This window comes from Nocardia sp. NPDC055029 (genome assembly GCF_053608525.1).
Genome location: NZ_JBSGVQ010000009.1, coordinates 28,661 through 44,465, shown reverse-complemented (window position 1 = coordinate 44,465; position 15,805 = coordinate 28,661). Strand labels below are relative to the sequence as shown.

The 15,805-nt window shown below is 68.3% G+C and carries 15 protein-coding genes; 7 read left to right on the top strand and 8 right to left on the bottom strand.

The annotated features are described in order from the left end of the window. Positions 1-8 precede the first annotated feature (8 nt). From rpmG to rpsR, 3 genes are read left to right on the top strand one after another with little or no spacing between them, the layout of a single operon-like run. A complete protein-coding gene (rpmG, locus tag ACWF9G_RS10995; protein ID WP_068914580.1) occupies positions 9-179 on the top strand; it encodes a 50S ribosomal protein L33 in 171 nt (56 codons plus the stop codon). After that, positions 179-484, top strand: a complete 306-nt coding sequence (gene rpsN, locus ACWF9G_RS10990) for a 30S ribosomal protein S14 (protein ID WP_379311391.1) — start codon at positions 179-181, stop codon at positions 482-484. The genes rpmG and rpsN overlap by 1 nt, the downstream gene beginning before the upstream one ends. A 32-nt stretch (positions 485-516) precedes the next feature. Next, positions 517-774: a 30S ribosomal protein S18 gene (rpsR, locus tag ACWF9G_RS10985; RefSeq protein ID WP_189025862.1), complete on the top strand. Its 258-nt coding sequence runs from the start codon at positions 517-519 to the stop codon at positions 772-774. 82 nt (positions 775-856) lie between these two features. On the opposite strand, the gene ACWF9G_RS10980 is transcribed toward rpsR, so the two are convergent. Next, positions 857-1,420 carry a LysM peptidoglycan-binding domain-containing protein gene (locus ACWF9G_RS10980; RefSeq protein WP_452514899.1) on the bottom strand — a complete coding sequence of 188 codons (564 nt, stop codon included), beginning with the start codon at positions 1,418-1,420 and terminating at the stop codon, positions 857-859. A gap of 215 nt (positions 1,421-1,635) precedes the next feature. Here ACWF9G_RS10980 and ACWF9G_RS10975 point away from each other — a divergent pair, with 215 nt between their 5' ends. Next, positions 1,636-2,079, top strand: coding sequence for a hypothetical protein (locus tag ACWF9G_RS10975; RefSeq protein WP_452514897.1), 444 nt, complete (start codon positions 1,636-1,638; stop codon positions 2,077-2,079). Positions 2,080-2,135: 56 nt separating this feature from the next. Here the strand turns inward: ACWF9G_RS10975 and purH are convergent, their stop codons facing one another. From purH to sucC, 6 genes are all read right to left on the bottom strand, one after another. Further along, positions 2,136-3,701, bottom strand: a complete 1,566-nt coding sequence (purH, locus tag ACWF9G_RS10970; RefSeq protein WP_379311388.1) for a bifunctional phosphoribosylaminoimidazolecarboxamide formyltransferase/IMP cyclohydrolase — start codon at positions 3,699-3,701, stop codon at positions 2,136-2,138. Then, on the bottom strand, positions 3,698-4,354 hold the full coding sequence (purN, locus tag ACWF9G_RS10965) for a phosphoribosylglycinamide formyltransferase (RefSeq protein WP_379311397.1): 657 nt from the start codon (positions 4,352-4,354) through the stop codon (positions 3,698-3,700). Before purN ends, purH begins: the two co-directional genes overlap by 4 nt. Positions 4,355-4,412: 58 nt before the next feature. Continuing rightward, the gene (locus tag ACWF9G_RS10960) at positions 4,413-5,936 is read right to left on the bottom strand and encodes a cell division protein PerM (RefSeq protein WP_452514895.1); all 1,524 of its coding nucleotides are present in this window, start codon (positions 5,934-5,936) and stop codon (positions 4,413-4,415) included. A gap of 192 nt (positions 5,937-6,128) precedes the next feature. Further along, complete coding sequence (locus tag ACWF9G_RS10955; RefSeq protein WP_379311488.1) at positions 6,129-7,193, bottom strand: DUF5336 domain-containing protein; 1,065 nt, start codon at positions 7,191-7,193, stop codon at positions 6,129-6,131. Between the two features lie 195 nt (positions 7,194-7,388). Next, entirely contained in the window at positions 7,389-8,306 is a 918-nt protein-coding gene (gene sucD, locus ACWF9G_RS10950; RefSeq protein WP_379311487.1) for a succinate--CoA ligase subunit alpha, read from the bottom strand. Between the two features lie 11 nt (positions 8,307-8,317). Then, positions 8,318-9,484 carry an ADP-forming succinate--CoA ligase subunit beta gene (gene sucC / locus ACWF9G_RS10945; protein ID WP_379028610.1) on the bottom strand — a complete coding sequence of 389 codons (1,167 nt, stop codon included), beginning with the start codon at positions 9,482-9,484 and terminating at the stop codon, positions 8,318-8,320. Positions 9,485-10,004: 520 nt separating this feature from the next. Here sucC and ACWF9G_RS10940 point away from each other — a divergent pair. Together ACWF9G_RS10940 and ACWF9G_RS10935 are read left to right on the top strand one after the other, a co-directional pair. After that, a complete protein-coding gene (locus tag ACWF9G_RS10940; protein ID WP_452514892.1) occupies positions 10,005-11,051 on the top strand; it encodes a M23 family metallopeptidase in 1,047 nt (348 codons plus the stop codon). 184 nt (positions 11,052-11,235) lie between these two features. After that, on the top strand, positions 11,236-12,615 hold the full coding sequence (locus ACWF9G_RS10935; RefSeq protein WP_379309629.1) for a DUF1731 domain-containing protein: 1,380 nt from the start codon (positions 11,236-11,238) through the stop codon (positions 12,613-12,615). Here the strand turns inward: ACWF9G_RS10935 and pcrA are convergent. After that, positions 12,612-15,197, bottom strand: coding sequence for a DNA helicase PcrA (gene pcrA / locus ACWF9G_RS10930; protein ID WP_452514890.1), 2,586 nt, complete (start codon positions 15,195-15,197; stop codon positions 12,612-12,614). The two genes, ACWF9G_RS10935 and pcrA, sit on opposite strands and share 4 nt — an antisense overlap. A gap of 297 nt (positions 15,198-15,494) precedes the next feature. On the opposite strand from pcrA, the gene ACWF9G_RS10925 reads away from it, so the two are divergent. Continuing rightward, complete coding sequence (locus ACWF9G_RS10925; RefSeq protein ID WP_022566231.1) at positions 15,495-15,788, top strand: chorismate mutase; 294 nt, start codon at positions 15,495-15,497, stop codon at positions 15,786-15,788. The last annotated feature ends 17 nt before the right edge of the window (positions 15,789-15,805 follow it).

Here is a 15,805-nt window from a genome sequence, read left to right as displayed (position 1 = left end):
GAGCACTCATGGCCTCGAAGTCGACCGATATCCGGCCCATCGTCAAACTCAAGTCCACCGCGGGGACCGGCTTCACCTATGTCACCCGCAAGAACCGCCGCAACGACCCCGACCGGCTGGTCCTGCGCAAATACGACCCCGTCGTGCGCAAGCACGTCGACTTCCGCGAGGAGCGCTGATGGCGAAGAAGTCCAAGATCGCCCGAAACGAGCAGCGCCGCGCGATCGTCGAGCGCTACGCCGCCCGGCGCGCAGAGCTCAAGGAGCTCATCCGCAAGCCGGGCACCGGCGAGGCCGAGCGGGCCGCCGCGCAGGCCGAACTGCGCAACCAGCCCCGCGACGCCAGTCCGGTACGATTGCGCAATCGGGATGCAGCCGATGGCCGGCCACGCGGCCATCTCCGGAAGTTCGGCCTCTCCCGTGTTCGTGTGCGCGAGATGGCCCACCGGGGCGAGCTCCCTGGGGTCCACAAATCGAGCTGGTAGACACCCACTGATCTCGTGAGAAGGAACATCGCATGGCAGTGAAGCGAGCACCGTCCAAGAAGGCACGCGCCGAGCAGGGCCGTAAGCCGAAGAAGAATCCGTTGATCGCCGCGGGCATCGAAGTCGTCGACTACAAAGACGTCAACCTGCTGCGCACCTTCATTTCCGATCGCGGCAAGATCCGCAGCCGTCGCGTCACCGGCCTGACCCCGCAGCAGCAGCGTCAGGTCGCCGTCGCGGTGAAGAACGCGCGCGAGATGGCGCTGCTGCCCTTCACCACCACCAAGTAGCTGTCGCCCAAAAAGTGGCCCCGAAGCTGTTGCCTCGGGGCCACTTTCGTTGTGCAGGCGGTGAACGCTGCGACTTACGTCATCACGGGATGGTGAGAACCTGGCCCGCGTTGATCAGATCCGGGTTGTCGATACCGCTGGCCGACGCGATCTCGTGGTAGCGGTTGCCGTCGCCGTAGAAACGCTCGGAGATGGCCCACAGGGTGTCGCCCGGCTCGACCGTGTAGGTCTGCGCGGCCGGCGGCGGCGGGACCTCTTCGGCGACCGGGGCGGCGGCGACCGGCTCCGGCTCGGGGGCAGGCAGCGGGTTGTCGGTGTTGGTGGCCGTGGCCCACGCGACCGAACCGTCGGTGCCGTAGAGCACGACGTTGCGGTCGGGCTGGATGACCAGCTTCTCGACGTTGTTGCCGTTGGTCTCGGTCGACCAGGCGGCCGAACCGTCACCCTTGTAGAGGACGAAGTTGCCGTCGTCCTGCAGGACCGCGCGCTGCACGTCCTGTCCGTGAGTCTGGGCGGCCCACACGACGTTGCCGTCGGGCTCGGTCACCACAAGGTTGCCATCTGGCTGCAAGGCCAGGGTGTACGCACCGCCGGTCAGGGACTGTCCCAGTCCCAGTTCTTCGCCTACGCGCAGCGTGTCGCCCACGTTCGTCCTTTCGAAGATCCAGTTGCAGAGCATCCAACTTCAACGATGCTCGCCGTATGCCACGGCGGCGCATCGCAAGCGAATGTAGTCCCCGCCGAGCCGAAATGGGCGAGTTACGCGCAGGGTTCGCGGAAAGTTCACTGTGGGGACTGTCGCGTTTAGAATGCCGCACACGGCCGCACGTGCGCGTGCACGACGCCGACTAGGCTCTCGACATGCGAACGACGTCGCGTTTCACCGCCGCCGCGGCCGCCATGGCCGTGCTGCTCAGCCCACTCACGGCCTGCTCGAGCTCCGATGACGCTGCGCCCCAACCCGATTCGACGACCGCCAGCGCGCGCCCGGAAGACGGCAACGCGAGCCTCGGCCACCGCTTCACGCCCGATCCCACCATCGTCGACGCGCACCCACTGACCTTCACGTCCTGGACTCGCCTGGGCGACAACATGATCGGCGTCAACTTCCAGACCGGTAACCCGGAGTGCTTCGGCGTCGACGCCACCGTCACCGAGTCCGCCACGGCCGTCTCGGTCGCACTGCGCGCGGGCACCCGCGCCGATGCCGTCGGCAAGATGTGCACCATGAACGCCGTCTTCGGCACCATGGAGATCACCCTGACATCGCCACTGGGGAACCGTCAGGTCGTCGACGCGGGATAACGAAAACGGGTGCCGCACCGAGGATTCGGCGCGGCACCCGTTCAGGTCGACGTGACTCAGTGCGCGAAGTGGCGCGCTCCGGTCAGGTACAGGGTTACCCCGGCTTCGCGGCACAGCTCGACGGTGTCCTTGTCGCGGATCGAGCCACCCGGGTGCACGATCGCGCGCACGCCGGCGGCCACCAGGATCTGGGGACCGTCGGAGAACGGGAAGAACGCGTCGGAGGCGGCGACGGAACCCTTGGCCCGCTCCCCCGCGCGCTCGACGGCGAGCTTGCAGGAGTCGACGCGGTTGACCTGACCCATGCCGACGCCGACGGCGGCGCCGTCGTCGGCCAGCAGGATCGCGTTCGACTTCACGGCACGGCAAGCGCGCCAAGCGAATTCGAGGTCGGCCAGGGTGGTGGCGTCGGCCGGATCGCCCGCGGCGAGAGTCCAGTTGGCCGGGTCGTCGCCCGCGGCGTCGAGGATGTCGCGGTCCTGCAGCAGCGCACCGCCGCTGATCGGACGCAGTTCCACACCCTTGCGCCGCGGCGGCTCGGCGACCAGCACGCGCACATTCTTCTTGCGCTGCAGCACATCCACCGCGCCCGGCGCGTAGCCGGGGGCGACGATCACCTCGGTGAAGATCTCGGCGACCTGCTCGGCCATCTCGACGCTGACCTCGCGGTTGGCCGCGATCACGCCGCCGTAGGCGCTGACCGGGTCGGTGGCGTGGGCCTTGCGGTGCGCCTCGGCGATGTCGGCGCCGACGGCGATGCCACACGGGTTGGCGTGCTTGATCACCGCGACGGCGGGCTCGTCGAAGTCGTAGGCGGCGCGCCAGGCGGCGTCACCGTCGGTGTAGTTGTTGTACGACATCTCCTTGCCGTGCAACTGCTCGGCCTGCGCGATGCCGACGGTGCCGTCGTTGCTGGTGTACAGCGCGGCGGCCTGGTGCGGGTTCTCGCCGTAGCGCAGCACCGCGGACCGCTCCCACGAACCGGCGACCCAGCCGGGGAACTGCTCGGTCTCGGGCTGCACGGCGGGCACGGCGACCGAGCCCATCCAGCTCGCGACGGCGACGTCGTAGCTCGCGGTGTGCTGGAAGGCCTTGGCGGCCAGCCCGGTCCGCTCGGCGAGGGTGAATCCGCCGGACTTCACCGCGGCGAGCACGTCGTCGTAGTCGGTGACGTCGACGACCACACCGACCGACGGGTGGTTCTTGGCGGCGGCACGCACCATCGACGGACCGCCGATGTCGATCTGCTCGACGCACTCGTCGATGCTCGCGCCGCTGGCCACGGTCTGGGTGAACGGGTACAGGTTCACCACGACCAGCTGGAACGCCTCGACGCCGAGCTCGACGAGCTGCTCGACGTGCTCGGCGCGCCGGGTGTCGGCCAGGATGCCCGCGTGCACGCGGGGGTGCAGCGTCTTGACGCGACCGTCGAGGGTCTCCGGGAAACCGGTCAGGTCCTCGACCTTGGTGACCGGAATGCCCGCCTCGGCGATCTTGCCCGCGGTCGAACCGGTCGACACCAGCTCCACGCCGGCGGCGTGCAGTCCGGTGGCCAGCTCGACGAGCCCGGTCTTGTCGTAGACGCTCACCAGCGCCCTGCGGATCGCCTTACGTTCACTCACCGGCGTGCTCGCTCATCTGGAATTTCTGCCTTTCGTCCGTCGGAGACAATGCCTCGCGTCGCGACAGCGGCGATGACCTCCGCCAGCAACCGTCGCTCGACAACCTTGATGCGCTCGTGCAGGGCGGCCTCGTCGTCGCCGGGCAGCACCTCGACCGCCTCCTGCGCGAGGATCGGGCCGGTATCGACCCCGCCGTCGACCAGGTGCACCGTGCAACCGGTGACCTTGGCGCCGTAGGCGAGCGCGTCACGCACACCGTGCGCGCCGGGGAACGACGGCAGCAGCGCGGGGTGGGTGTTGATGAACCGGCCGCCGAAACGCTCCAGGAACGCGGGGCCGACGATCTTCATGAAGCCCGCGGAGACGACCAGATCGGGCTGGAAGGCATCGACGGCCTCGGTCAGCGCGAGGTCCCAGGCGGAGCGGTCGGGGAAGTCTTTCACCGCGACGCGGAAGTGCTCGATACCGGCGGCCTCGGCGTACTCGGTCGCCTGGCACACCCGGTCGACGCCGACCGCGACGATCTTGGCGGGGTACCCGGGCTCGCGCGCGGCGGCAAGCAGCGCGTTCAGCAGCGAGCCGGTGCCCGAGGCGAGGACGACGACGGTGGCCGGTGTCCCTGCGGGCTTCCACTGGGCAAACGAGGACGTCAGCGCTCTACTCCTGCGTGTGGGTCGGGTGGCGGCGATCGGCGATACCGCCGGGTCGAGCTTAACGACCGGTGGTCTCGTCACCTTCCGGCAGGTCCGGCTCGACCACCTCGGCGTCGACGATGTCGTCGGCGGGCGGTGCCGCGGAACCGGGGGCGGCGATGCTCACCTCGACGTCGTCGTCGATGTCGGTGACCAGTTCGGCGTCGAGTTCGACGGCGGGATCGTCGTCGTAGTCCTCGGTTTCGTCCTCGTCCTCGTCCTCGTCGTCGTCGTCGTAGTCGTCCTCGTCGTCGTAATCGTCGTAGTCGTCGTAGTCGTCGTAGTCGTCGATGTGGTCGTCGTAGTCGTCGACCGGTGCGGTGGGGGCGAGAAAGCGGCGGGCGAAGACCATGCCGACGAAGCCGCCGAAGCCGAACCAGGTGACCATCAGCACGACCAGCATCAGCAGGTCGACTCCGACCCAGCCGACGGCGCCGAGTTGTCCGCCGCCGAGGATCGCGAGCGCGAGGAACGTCAGCGTGGACAGCGCGGCGGAGGTGAGCGTCGCCCACGGTGCGCCGGGCCGGTCGTCGCTGGTGCGGCCGAGCTCGATGCCGGCGAGCACGCCCACCGCGATCGGCACCAGCAGCAGCACCGGCCACCAGGCCGCGGACGGCCCCTCCGGCAGCGGGATCAGCGCGGGCACGGCGGGCACCTGGCCCGCGGTGACCCCGAACAGCCCGACCGAGCCCGTGCCGAACTGCACGGCGGCGCCGGTGAGCAGACCCGCCGCGGCGATCACCACATTGGGCAGGTAGAGCAGCGACAGCAGCGTCATACCGAGGACGTCGGTGAAGTTGTGCGCCTGGTTGTAGGCACCGTCGAGGCGCGAGAGGTGCGTGAAGAACGACACGGCGGTGGCCAGGGCGGCACAGCCGAGCATCCGCACCACGGTCCGACGGGCGGCGCGAGCACCGAGCACGGCCCATTCGGGGATCTCGACCGGAACGAGCGCGCACAGCGAAGACCAGGCCCTACCGGCGATTCCGCCAGCGGCCGCACCGAGATACAGCACGATCACCCAGCCGAACGCGGTGACCGGGCCCGGCGGTTCGAGCGGGGTGACACCGGCGGCGTCACCGGTGACGGCCAGGCAGACGGCGGTCATCAGCAGCGGACCGGCCAGAACCGCGCCGGTGAGCCAGCCCAGCTCGATCGGGGTCGGCCGATTGGGCACCGCCCGCGCGCATTCGCGGGCCGCCACCAAGACCAGAATCGCGGTCGGGACCAGCGGCAGCAGGCCGAGCGTGGTCCGGCCGACGGTGAGCGGAATCTGATGGGCGGCAAGCCAGGTCGCGGCGACCGCGCCGGGCGCGCTGGTCAGGTCGGTGCCGGTGGTCAGCATGACCACCAGGACGAGCAGGATCGTCGCCGCCAGCGCGCAGATCGTCGGCCTGGCCGCCACCAGCAGCAGGGTCCGCGCCCGCTCGGGCGACAGCGACCACCAGGGCGGTTCGTGACCGTGCCCGGACGGCGGTGCGGTGGCCTCCCCGGCACCGCGTGACCCGGAGGTCCGGCGCACGAGGGCGTTACGGGAGCTCATGACAATTCAGCGTGGCAGCTTTCCCGGCAAGCGCGGGTCAGGCGCGCCGCGAGCCCACAGGCACACCTGTGGGCTCGCGATCGAACCTGTGCCACGCGCGGCGGCCGTGCTTCATTCGGCATGATCGGGGGGCCCTGCGTGGTCACGCTTCGCAGCGTGTCCCAGCGCTGACCCGATCATGCCGGCGGTTTCCTACTTGTTGTCGTCGTTCGGGCGGAACGCGGTGGTCGCGTCGGCCGACGGATCGGCGTTCTGCTCCCCACCGAACGGCTGCGGCTGACCGGGGCCCGGCTGCGGCTGCGCGGGCGAACCGGCCTGCGCGCCACCGTAGGTCGGCGCACCGAAGGGCTGGCCCGGCTGCTGGCCGCCGAAGTTCTGGGTCGCGCTCTCGTCGGGACGCGGCTGCGCCTGCGGCGGGGCACCGTAGGGCGACTGCTGCTGCGGCGCACCGTACTGCTGGCCGTACGGCGACTGCTGCGGCTGACCGTAGCCCGGCTGCTGCTGGCCCGGCTGACCGTAGGACGGCTGCGGCACCGACGGCTGGCTCTGCTGGCCGTACGGCGACGGCTGCTGGGTGGGGTACTGACCGCCGGTCTGGCTCTGGCCGTATCCGGTCTGGCCGTAGGGCTGCTGGCCGGTCTGGCCGTAGCCCTGCTGCCCGTAACCCTGCTGGCCGTACTGGCCGTACTGACCCGGCTGCTGCTGGGGCTGGGCGGGTTTGGGCGCCGGCGCCTTGATGATGCCGAGCCCGAACAGCAGGCCGACGATCGCGGCGGCCGCGGTCAGCAGCGCGAACACGATCACGATGAAGGCGCCGAATTCGAGCTCGGCGCCCTCGGGCACCGAGAAGGTCAGCGCGAGCACGCCGAAGAGCCCGGCGACCGCGGTCGCCGCGGCGGCGCCGAGCAGATTCTGCTTGGGCAGCAACGACACCGCGGCGAGCAGACCGGCAACCAGGACGATGGTGAGCGAGGCCGAGCCACCGAAATACGCGAAGAAGCTGTCGGTCTCGTCGCTGGTCACCGTGGTGCCGCCGAGCGTCACCGGCTTGGCTCCGACGAAAGGCAGGAAGCCGAGCAGGAAGGTCAGCACGCCGAGTCCGGCGGTCGCCGCGGTCAGAATGAACGGCAGCCCTTTGGCACCGGCATCGGCCGCGGTCGATGGTGCAGCCGCGGCGGCTCCGGTGCTCGGGCCCTGGCTGGGCGCGGCGGGTGTCGCGGGTGCGTTGTACCCGGAGCCCCCGGTCGGGTATGACATGTCGTCGTCTCCTTGTCGAGTCGTGCGCATCGGTCGCGTCGAACTGACTGGTGCTGATCCAGTACTTGACGCTACTGCACGCCACGTCCCCGGTCACCACCTACCGATCGGGCTGTGGATAACCACGCCCTGTGCAGAATCGACGAAGGCCGCCTCCGTCAAACCTGGAGGCGGCCTTCATAGGTGTGCGATAGATCAAGCAGACGCGATGGACGCCTTCTCCAGGATCTCGCGCGCCAGCGCGGCGGTCGCGGACGGCGTCTTGCCGACCTTCACACCGGCGGCCTCGAGCGCTTCCTGCTTGGCCTGCGCGGTACCGCCGCCGCTGGAGACGATGGCGCCCGCGTGGCCCATGGTCTTGCCCTCGGGGGCGGTGAAGCCGGCGACGTAACCGACGACCGGCTTGGTCACGTTGGCCTTGATGTAGGCCGCGGCCCGCTCCTCGGCGTCGCCACCGATCTCGCCGATCATGACGATGATCTTGGTCTCGGGGTCCTTCTCGAACGCCTCGATGGCGTCGATGTGGGTGGTGCCGATGACCGGGTCGCCGCCGATGCCGATCGCGGTCGAGAAACCGAAATCGCGCAGCTCGTACATCATCTGGTAGGTCAGGGTGCCCGACTTCGACACCAGGCCGATCGGGCCCTTGCCGGTGATGTTGTTCGGGGTGATGCCGACCAGCGCCTCACCCGGGGTGATGATGCCGGGGCAGTTCGGGCCGATGATGCGGGTCTTCTCGCCCTTTTCGACGTTGTAGGCCCACGCGTAGGCGGAGTCCTGCACCGGGATGCCCTCGGTGATGACCACCAGCAGCGGGATCTCCGCGTCGATGGCCTCGACGATGGCGTCCTTGGAGAAGGCGGGCGGCACGAACGCGATGGAGGTGTCGGCGCCGGTCTTCTCCATCGCCTCGGCGACGGAAGCGAACACCGGCAGCTCGATGGTGTTGCCCGCGGCGTCGGTGTGGGTGACGGTGGTGCCGGCCTTGCGCGCGTTCACGCCGCCGACGACGTTGGTGCCCGCCTTCAGCATCAGCGCGGTGTGCTTGGTGCCCTCGCCGCCGGTGATGCCCTGGACGATGACCTTGTTGTCCTTGTTCAGGAAGATGGACATGTTCGTGTTCCTTACTTGGCTGCGGCCAGTTCGGCAGCCTTGTCGGCGCCTTCGTCCATGGTCTGGGCCAGCGTCACCAGCGGGTGGTTGGCCTCGGCGAGGATCTTGCGACCCTCGTCGACGTTGTTGCCGTCGAGACGGACGACCAGCGGCTTGGTGGCCGCGTCACCGAGGATCTCCAGCGCCTTCACGATGCCGTTGGCGACCGCGTCGCACGCGGTGATGCCACCGAACACGTTGACGAACACGCTCTTGACCTGCGCGTCGCCCAGGATGACGTCCAGACCCGCGGCCATCACGGAAGCCGAAGCGCCACCGCCGATGTCGAGGAAGTTGGCCGGCTTCACGCCGCCGTGGTTCTCACCGGCGTACGCCACGACGTCCAGCGTCGACATGACCAGGCCTGCGCCGTTGCCGATGATGCCGACCTCACCGTCGAGCTTGACGTAGTTGAGGTCGTTCTCCTTGGCCTTGAGCTCGAGCGGGTCGGTCGCGTCGACGTCGGCGAACTCGAGGTGGCCGGGCTGCCGGTACTCGGCGTTCTCGTCCAGGGTGACCTTGCCGTCGAGGGCGAGGATCTCGTCCTGCGGGGTGCGCACCAGCGGGTTGACCTCGACGAGCGTGGTGTCTTCCTTGACGAAGACCTCCCACAGCTTCTGGATGGTCACGGCCGCGGCGTCGAGCACGTCGGCGGGCAGGTGGCCCTGCTCGGCGATCGAGCGGGCGAAGGCCAGGTCGACACCCTTGACGGCGTCGACGGGAACCTTGGCCAGGCGCTCGGGGGTCTTCTCCGCGACCTCTTCGATCTCCATGCCACCCTCGACCGAACACATGGCCAGGTAGGTGCGGTTCGAACGATCGAGCAGGAAGGAGATGTAGTACTCCTCCGCGATGTCCTTGGCCTCGGCGACAAGGAGCTTCTTGACGATGTGGCCCTTGATGTCCAGGCCGAGAATGTTCTGCGCGTGCGTGAACGCGTCCTCCGGGGTGGCGGCGTACTTGACGCCACCCGCCTTACCGCGGCCGCCCACCTTGACCTGCGCCTTGACCATCACCGGCTTGCCGATTTCCTCGGCAATCGCGCGAGCTTCTTCGGCCGTGTCGCAAACACGACCCTCGGACGAAGGCACTCCGTGCTTAACGAAGAGCTCCTTCGCCTGATATTCGAAGAGATCCATGTACTCACCGTCTCGTCTGCGTTGCTATGACAACGTCTTTGTTGGCGGCCCGACGTCGGTAGCGGGTCGGGTCGGACTCTAACCAGTCACATGGAGGGCCAATCGGCCACATTCATCCTAAGTGGCGCAGGTCACGACGTGTTACGGGAGGTCGGAAAAACCGCTGGCCAAGGCTACTGGCGAGTAGTTTTTCGGCTTTTTCCGACACCGTGGCAGGTCGGAACACCTAAAGCCGCGGCGCCCCACGATCTACTACGTTATGTCGTCGATGTACCTCACCCAGGAGACCCGAAAACGGTGAGAAATTCGATCGCGTTACGGTGACGAATCTCACACAGGCGTGTAGGTTTTCAAGCAGCGCTTGCCACTCTGCAATCGCTTCGTTACCGTCAATGCGGTCGAAGTCACAACCAGGTCACGACAACCAGGTCACGACTGGCAAGTCAGGACTGAGGAGGACGACAAGCTTGAGGCACGTCAGCACTCGCTTGGAACAGCCGTCGGCGATTCGGCACGGCCGATGAACCACCGCTCCACCTTCACAGTCGAAGATCGCACCAACTCCGGCCACCGTTACCGGTATGCCGACGAATACACCTCGCACCCGCAGGCCCGCCGCGCCCCCGCCGCGCAGCCGGAGACCGCGTGGCCGCAGCAGGACGCCTGGCACGACCAGGACAGCTGGTCCGACAATTCCGCGTGGACGCCGGCCGAGGACGAATGGACCGCCGACGAGTCCTATGACACCGGCGCCTACGACAACACCTGGGAGCCCACCCCCACCGAGGAAACGCACGCCGAGCCCGAACCGCGTCGCGTCGAGCGCCGTGGTGGCGCGCACCGCGTGCCGGCACCGCCCGCCGCGCTGAAGGGCCGCGCCGCGGTCATCGCCGTAGCCGCCGGCGCGGTCGTCGCCGCGGGTCAGGCCGCGATGGCCGACCCCGGTCAGCCCGCCCACGGCGTGGATTACGAGGCAGCGGGCCAGATCCACGAGATCGCCGCCCAGTCGATGAGCACGGCCGACCTCGCCGACGAGGGCACCGGCGCCGCACCGCAGGTGCTCGACGCCAGCACCGTCGCCGACAGGAGCCATTTCGACGACATCCTGGCCAAGGGCCAGAAGTTCGCCGAAGACCTGGCCGCGCAGGAATCCGCCAAGCTGCGACCGCTGTTCGCCAAGTTCACCTCCGGCAACTACACCTCAGGTTTCGGCGCCCGCTGGGGTGTGCAGCACCTCGGCATCGACGTCGCGGGCCCGATCGGCACCCCGATCTACTCGGTCGCCGACGGCACCGTCATCGAGGCGGGCCCGGCATCGGGCTTCGGCATGTGGGTGCGTGTCCTGCACGACGACGGCACGGTCACCATCTACGGCCACATCGACACCGCGACCGTCTCGCAGGGCGAGCGGGTCATGGCGGGCGATCAGATCGCCACCATGGGCAACCGCGGGTTCTCGACTGGTCCGCACTGCCACTTCGAGGTATGGCTCAACGGCACCGACAAGATCGACCCGATCCCGTGGCTCGCGACTCGCGGCATCAGCTTGGGCTACCAACGCGATTAGGCTCCCCCGCCTCCCCGCGTATTTTGGCCAGACTTAGGTGCTGGTTGGGCTGCGTTGGCGGCTGGCGGGTTGGAGATGCGTGGGTTTGCTGTTGTCGGTGAGTTACCCATGTTCTCGCGTATGTCAGTCGGTGCGTGAGGAGTAGCACGTTTCGGTGTGGTCGGTGGCGGGCTAGCGTTTCGGTATGGGTGGTACGACGAAGTACACGCAGTTCCTTGCGTTGGCACCGGAATTGGTGTGGAGCGTGCTGGGGGATCTGGAGCAGTGGCCGGAGTGGAATCCGGGGGTGCGGTCGGTGCGGATGCACGGGCCGGTTGCCGTCGGGGCCACGGGTGACTATCTGCCCAGTGGGAAGTTCGCGGCGCGGATCCATGGGCGATTCGGCGAGCCGTTCACCGTCACCGCGGTGGTGCCGAACCGGGAGCTGAGCATCGAGCAGCCCGAACCTGCAGGGACCATGCACCTCACCTGGCGGCTGACGCCGCGGGACGGCGGCACCGAGATCAGCCAGGAACTGCGGTTCACCGGACCGTCCGCCGCGGCGGCTCGCGCGGTCGTTCGCCCCTTCATCGAAACCGATGCGCGCGTGAACTTCTCGCGGCTGGCTCGACTGGCTGGGCTCGTCCCCGCCGAGGACGCGCTCACCGTGGTCATCGCAGGCGGCACCGGCGCGCTGGGCACCCAGATCGCCGCCGACCTGACCTGCCGGGGACAGCGTGTCACCCTGCTCACCCGCCGTCGCAATCCCGCACTGCCGTTCCGGCAGACCGAATGGGACGGCCGCTCGGTCGGCGCCTGGGCCGCCGAACTGCGTGAACCCGGCAAGCTCGCGGTGATCAATCTGGCCGGAAAGCTGGTCGACTGCAGGCCCACCGAGCGCAATATCGCCGAACTGCGCAGCAGCCGAGTCGATTCCACCAGCGCCCTCGTCGCCGCCGCCGGGCTGCGCGATACCCCCGTCGACTACTGGGTGCAGGCCAGCACCACCGCGATCTGGTCGGACGCGGGCGAAACCCGCTGCACCGAAACAACTCCCCTGCCCGTCGGCCTCCCCCAGATGACCGGCGTCGCCCAGCCATGGGAAGAAGCCTTCGACCCTGCCCGCGCCGACCACTGGACGATCCTGCGCACCTCCATCGTCCTCGACCCCGACGCCCCCGCGCTCAAACGCCTCGCCCAACTCACCAAGGCCGGCCTCGGCGGCCGCGTCGGCCCCGGCGACCAGTGGTTCAGCTGGATCCACATCGAGGACTGGCTGTCCATCGTCCGCGCCACCCTCGGCCTCGACCCGGACCTCACTCTGCCCGACGGCATCCTCGTCGCCGCCACCGAATTCCCGGTCCGCAACACCGAACTCATGGCCACCCTGCGCCGCATCCTGCACCGCCCACCATCACCCCCGACCCCCACGGCAATGCTGAAGGTCGGCGCGGTCGCCCTCCGCACCGACCCCGCCCTCGGCCTCACCGGCCGCCACGCCACCTCCGAGGTCCTGCACAAGGCAGGCTTCACCTTCCGCTACCCCACGCTGGACGAAGCCTTGAACGACCTATTGCCGCACTAGAGCTTGACGATAGTCCGGCTGAACTGGGGAATCAGCCGGATCTTGCCCGCGGTGCCGAAGTCGATGGTGACGGTCGCCAGTGGGCCGACACCGTCGGCGGCCACGACCCGGCCGAGGCCGTACTTGTCGTCGCTGACCCGATCGCCCACGGCGAGAACCAGATCGGTGTTGTTCCGCTTGACCGCGCCACCCGGCGCGGGCCTGCGCTGCCCGGTCCCGCCGCGCACGCCGGGACGCTGATCCCAGCCGTCGCCCCGGGTCCAGTCACGATCGAACCCGCTGTCCTCACGCCTGCGCCCGCGCTGCACCGGCGACACCACCGGCTCCAGCCGACGCCAATCCAGCAGATGCTGCGGAATCTCCTGCAGGAAGCGTGACTCCGGGTTCGACACCGGCTGACCCCAGCCCGACCGCACCACGGCCCGCGAGAGGTAGAGGCGTTGCCGCGCGCGGGTGATACCGACGTAGGCGAGCCTGCGCTCCTCGGCCAGCTCGGTCGGATCGCCCAGCGCGCGCATGTGCGGGAACTGCCCGTCTTCCCAGCCGGTCACGAAGACCACCGGGAACTCCAGGCCCTTCGCGGTGTGCAGCGTCATCATGGTGACAACGCCCGACCCCTCGTCCGGGATCTGGTCGGTGTCGGCGACCAGCGACACCCGCTCGAGGAACGCGGCCAGCGAACCGGGTTCGGGTTCACCGTCGCCCGCCTCCGGCAGCAGCCCTTCCTCGCGCGCGGCCTCGGCGTTGTTGAACGCCTCGGAGCTGAATTCGCGTGCCACGCTGACCAGCTCGTTGAGGTTGTCCAGCCGGGCGCCGTCCTGCGGATCGTCGGAGGCTTCCAGCTCGCCCCGGTACCCGGTGCGGTCGAGCACCGCGTCGACGACATTGCCGACATCGGGATACTCGCTGTCGGCACGCTTACCCGCCGCACGGATCTCGTCGAGCAGATCGAGGAAACCGGCGATGGCCCGCTGCGCCCTGGTGTTCAGCAGCGCGACCTTGCCGTCGGCGGCATCGCGCAGCGCGGCGGCGAAACCGATATCGCGCTGTTCGGCGTGCACCGCGACACAGGCCTCGGCGCGATCACCGATACCTCGGCGCGGGGTGTTGAGAATGCGTCGCAAGCTCACCGCGTCGTCGGGATTCTCCAGCACCCGCAGATAGGCCACCACATCGCGGACTTCTTTGCGCTCATAGAAGCGGACGCCGCCGACCACCTTGTACGGCAGACCCATCCGGATGAAAATCTCTTCCAGCGCACGCGAATTGTTGTTGGTGCGATAGAACACCGCGACATCGCCGTAGTTGGCATCGCCCGCGTCGACCAGTTTGTCGATCTCCTTGGCGACGAAGGCGGCCTCGTCGTGCTCGTTGTCGGCGACGTAACCGGTGATCAATTCACCCTCGCCGGAATCGGTCCACAGCTTCTTCTCGCGCCTGCCCTCGTTGCGTGAGATCACCGCGTTGGCGGCGGAGAGAATGTGCTGGGTGGACCGGTAGTTCTGTTCCAGCAGAATCGTTTCCGCGTCGGGGAAGTCGCGTTCGAATTCCTCGATATTGCGGATCGTCGCGCCACGGAACGCGTAGATCGACTGGTCGGCGTCGCCGACCACGCACAGTTCGCTCGGCTCGACGCCGGCTTCCTCGCCCGCTTCGGAGCTGTGGTGGCCGACGAGTTCACGCACCAACACGTACTGGGCGTGGTTGGTGTCCTGGTACTCGTCGACGAGCACGTGCCGGAACCGGCGCCGGTAGTACTCGGCCACCTGCGGATGGTTCTGCAGCAGCGCGACCGTCTCGCCGATCAGGTCGTCGAAGTCCATGGCATTGGCCGCCCGCAGCCGCTTCTGGTACTCGGCGTAGACCCGGGCGACCAGCGCGGGCAGTTCGGTCTCGTCGGCCTCGGCGTCGGCGGCGGCCTGCTCGGGCCCGATCAGTTCGTTCTTCAGATTGGAAATAGCGGTCGACAGCAAACGCGCCGAATACTTTTTGGTATCGATGTCGAAATCGCGGCTGATCATCGTGAGCAGGCGGCGCGAATCATCGGCGTCGTAGATGGAGAAATTGGAGTTCAGGCCGGGCAGCAGCGCGGCCTGCATCCGCAGGATGCGCACGCAGCTGGAATGGAACGTCGAGACCCACATGCTGGCCGCCCGCGGGCCGACCAGCCCGGCCACCCGCTCGCGCATCTCGGCGGCGGCCTTGTTGGTGAAGGTGATGGCCAGGATCTGCCCGGTGTGCACGCCACGCGCGGCGAGCAGATAGGCGATGCGGCGGGTGAGCACCGCCGTCTTGCCCGAGCCGGCACCCGCGACGATCAGCAGCGGTGACCCTGCGTGCACGACGGCCGCGCGCTGCTGCGGATTGAGTCCGTCGAGCAGGCGCTCGGTCCCCTCGGCACGCTTGTGCTCGCGCTCCTTGCGGCGCTGCTCCTGCTCGGCGCTGTGCCGGGCCGCCGCTTCGGCCAGCCCGCCGCCGGACGCACCGGAGCCACCACCGTCCCGGCGCGATAGCTCCGCCGGGGCGGAAGCTGGTTCGCTGGGATCGGCGGCTGAGGCGTGGGGAGCGACCGTGATATCCATCGTCTGTCCACGCTACCGGCGGCCACCGACAGGCGGCGAACTGCCGGCTTCACAGGTGATTCACAAACACAACTGTTTTGCATAGCTAGGGGCCCGTGGCACACTGGGCTCATGGTCAGTGCTTGTCCGCATGCCCGGATCGGCACTCGATCCGATAACGTGACGGTGAGCGCTGCTCTTTGCGCCTCCCGGGGGGATTTCGTACCGCCCATCGGGAAAGTTTCAGGGTGAAGGAACAGATCGGGTAACAGGCCGTCGGGCCCAACCGATCCCAGTTCTGACACGAGGAGATGAATGATGAGCACCCCTGCTACGACCACTGGGTCCGATTCGGCTCTGCCGCAATCCGAGGCGGAAATCGAGAAGCTCCGTCTCGAGATCGACCAGCTCGACGCCACGATCCTCGCCGCGATCAAACGCCGGAGCGAGATCTCCCGGATCATCGGCCGTACCCGGATGGCCTCCGGCGGTCCGCGCCTGGTCCACAGCCGCGAGATGAAGGTGCTCGAGCGATTCAGTGAACTCGGCCAGGAGGGTCACACCCTCGCTATGCTTTTGCTCCGCCTCGGCCGAGGTCGCCTCGGGCGCTAGGCCACCCTTGAACCACG

Bases quoted from the DNA above. Each gene is read 5' to 3' on its own strand.
- rpmG (WP_068914580.1), top strand. From the start codon at position 9: ATGGCCTCGAAGTCGACCGATATCCGGCCCATCGTCAAACTCAAGTCC.
- rpsN (WP_379311391.1), top strand. From the start codon at position 179: ATGGCGAAGAAGTCCAAGATCGCCCGAAACGAGCAGCGCCGCGCGATC.
- rpsR (WP_189025862.1), top strand. From the start codon at position 517: ATGGCAGTGAAGCGAGCACCGTCCAAGAAGGCACGCGCCGAGCAGGGC.
- ACWF9G_RS10975 (WP_452514897.1), top strand. From the start codon at position 1,636: ATGCGAACGACGTCGCGTTTCACCGCCGCCGCGGCCGCCATGGCCGTG.
- ACWF9G_RS10960 (WP_452514895.1), bottom strand. From the start codon at position 5,936: ATGAGCTCCCGTAACGCCCTCGTGCGCCGGACCTCCGGGTCACGCGGT.
- ACWF9G_RS10955 (WP_379311488.1), bottom strand. From the start codon at position 7,193: ATGTCATACCCGACCGGGGGCTCCGGGTACAACGCACCCGCGACACCC.
- sucD (WP_379311487.1), bottom strand. From the start codon at position 8,306: ATGTCCATCTTCCTGAACAAGGACAACAAGGTCATCGTCCAGGGCATC.
- sucC (WP_379028610.1), bottom strand. From the start codon at position 9,484: ATGGATCTCTTCGAATATCAGGCGAAGGAGCTCTTCGTTAAGCACGGA.
- ACWF9G_RS10940 (WP_452514892.1), top strand. From the start codon at position 10,005: ATGAACCACCGCTCCACCTTCACAGTCGAAGATCGCACCAACTCCGGC.
- ACWF9G_RS10935 (WP_379309629.1), top strand. From the start codon at position 11,236: ATGGGTGGTACGACGAAGTACACGCAGTTCCTTGCGTTGGCACCGGAA.
- pcrA (WP_452514890.1), bottom strand. From the start codon at position 15,197: ATGGATATCACGGTCGCTCCCCACGCCTCAGCCGCCGATCCCAGCGAA.
- ACWF9G_RS10925 (WP_022566231.1), top strand. From the start codon at position 15,495: ATGAGCACCCCTGCTACGACCACTGGGTCCGATTCGGCTCTGCCGCAA.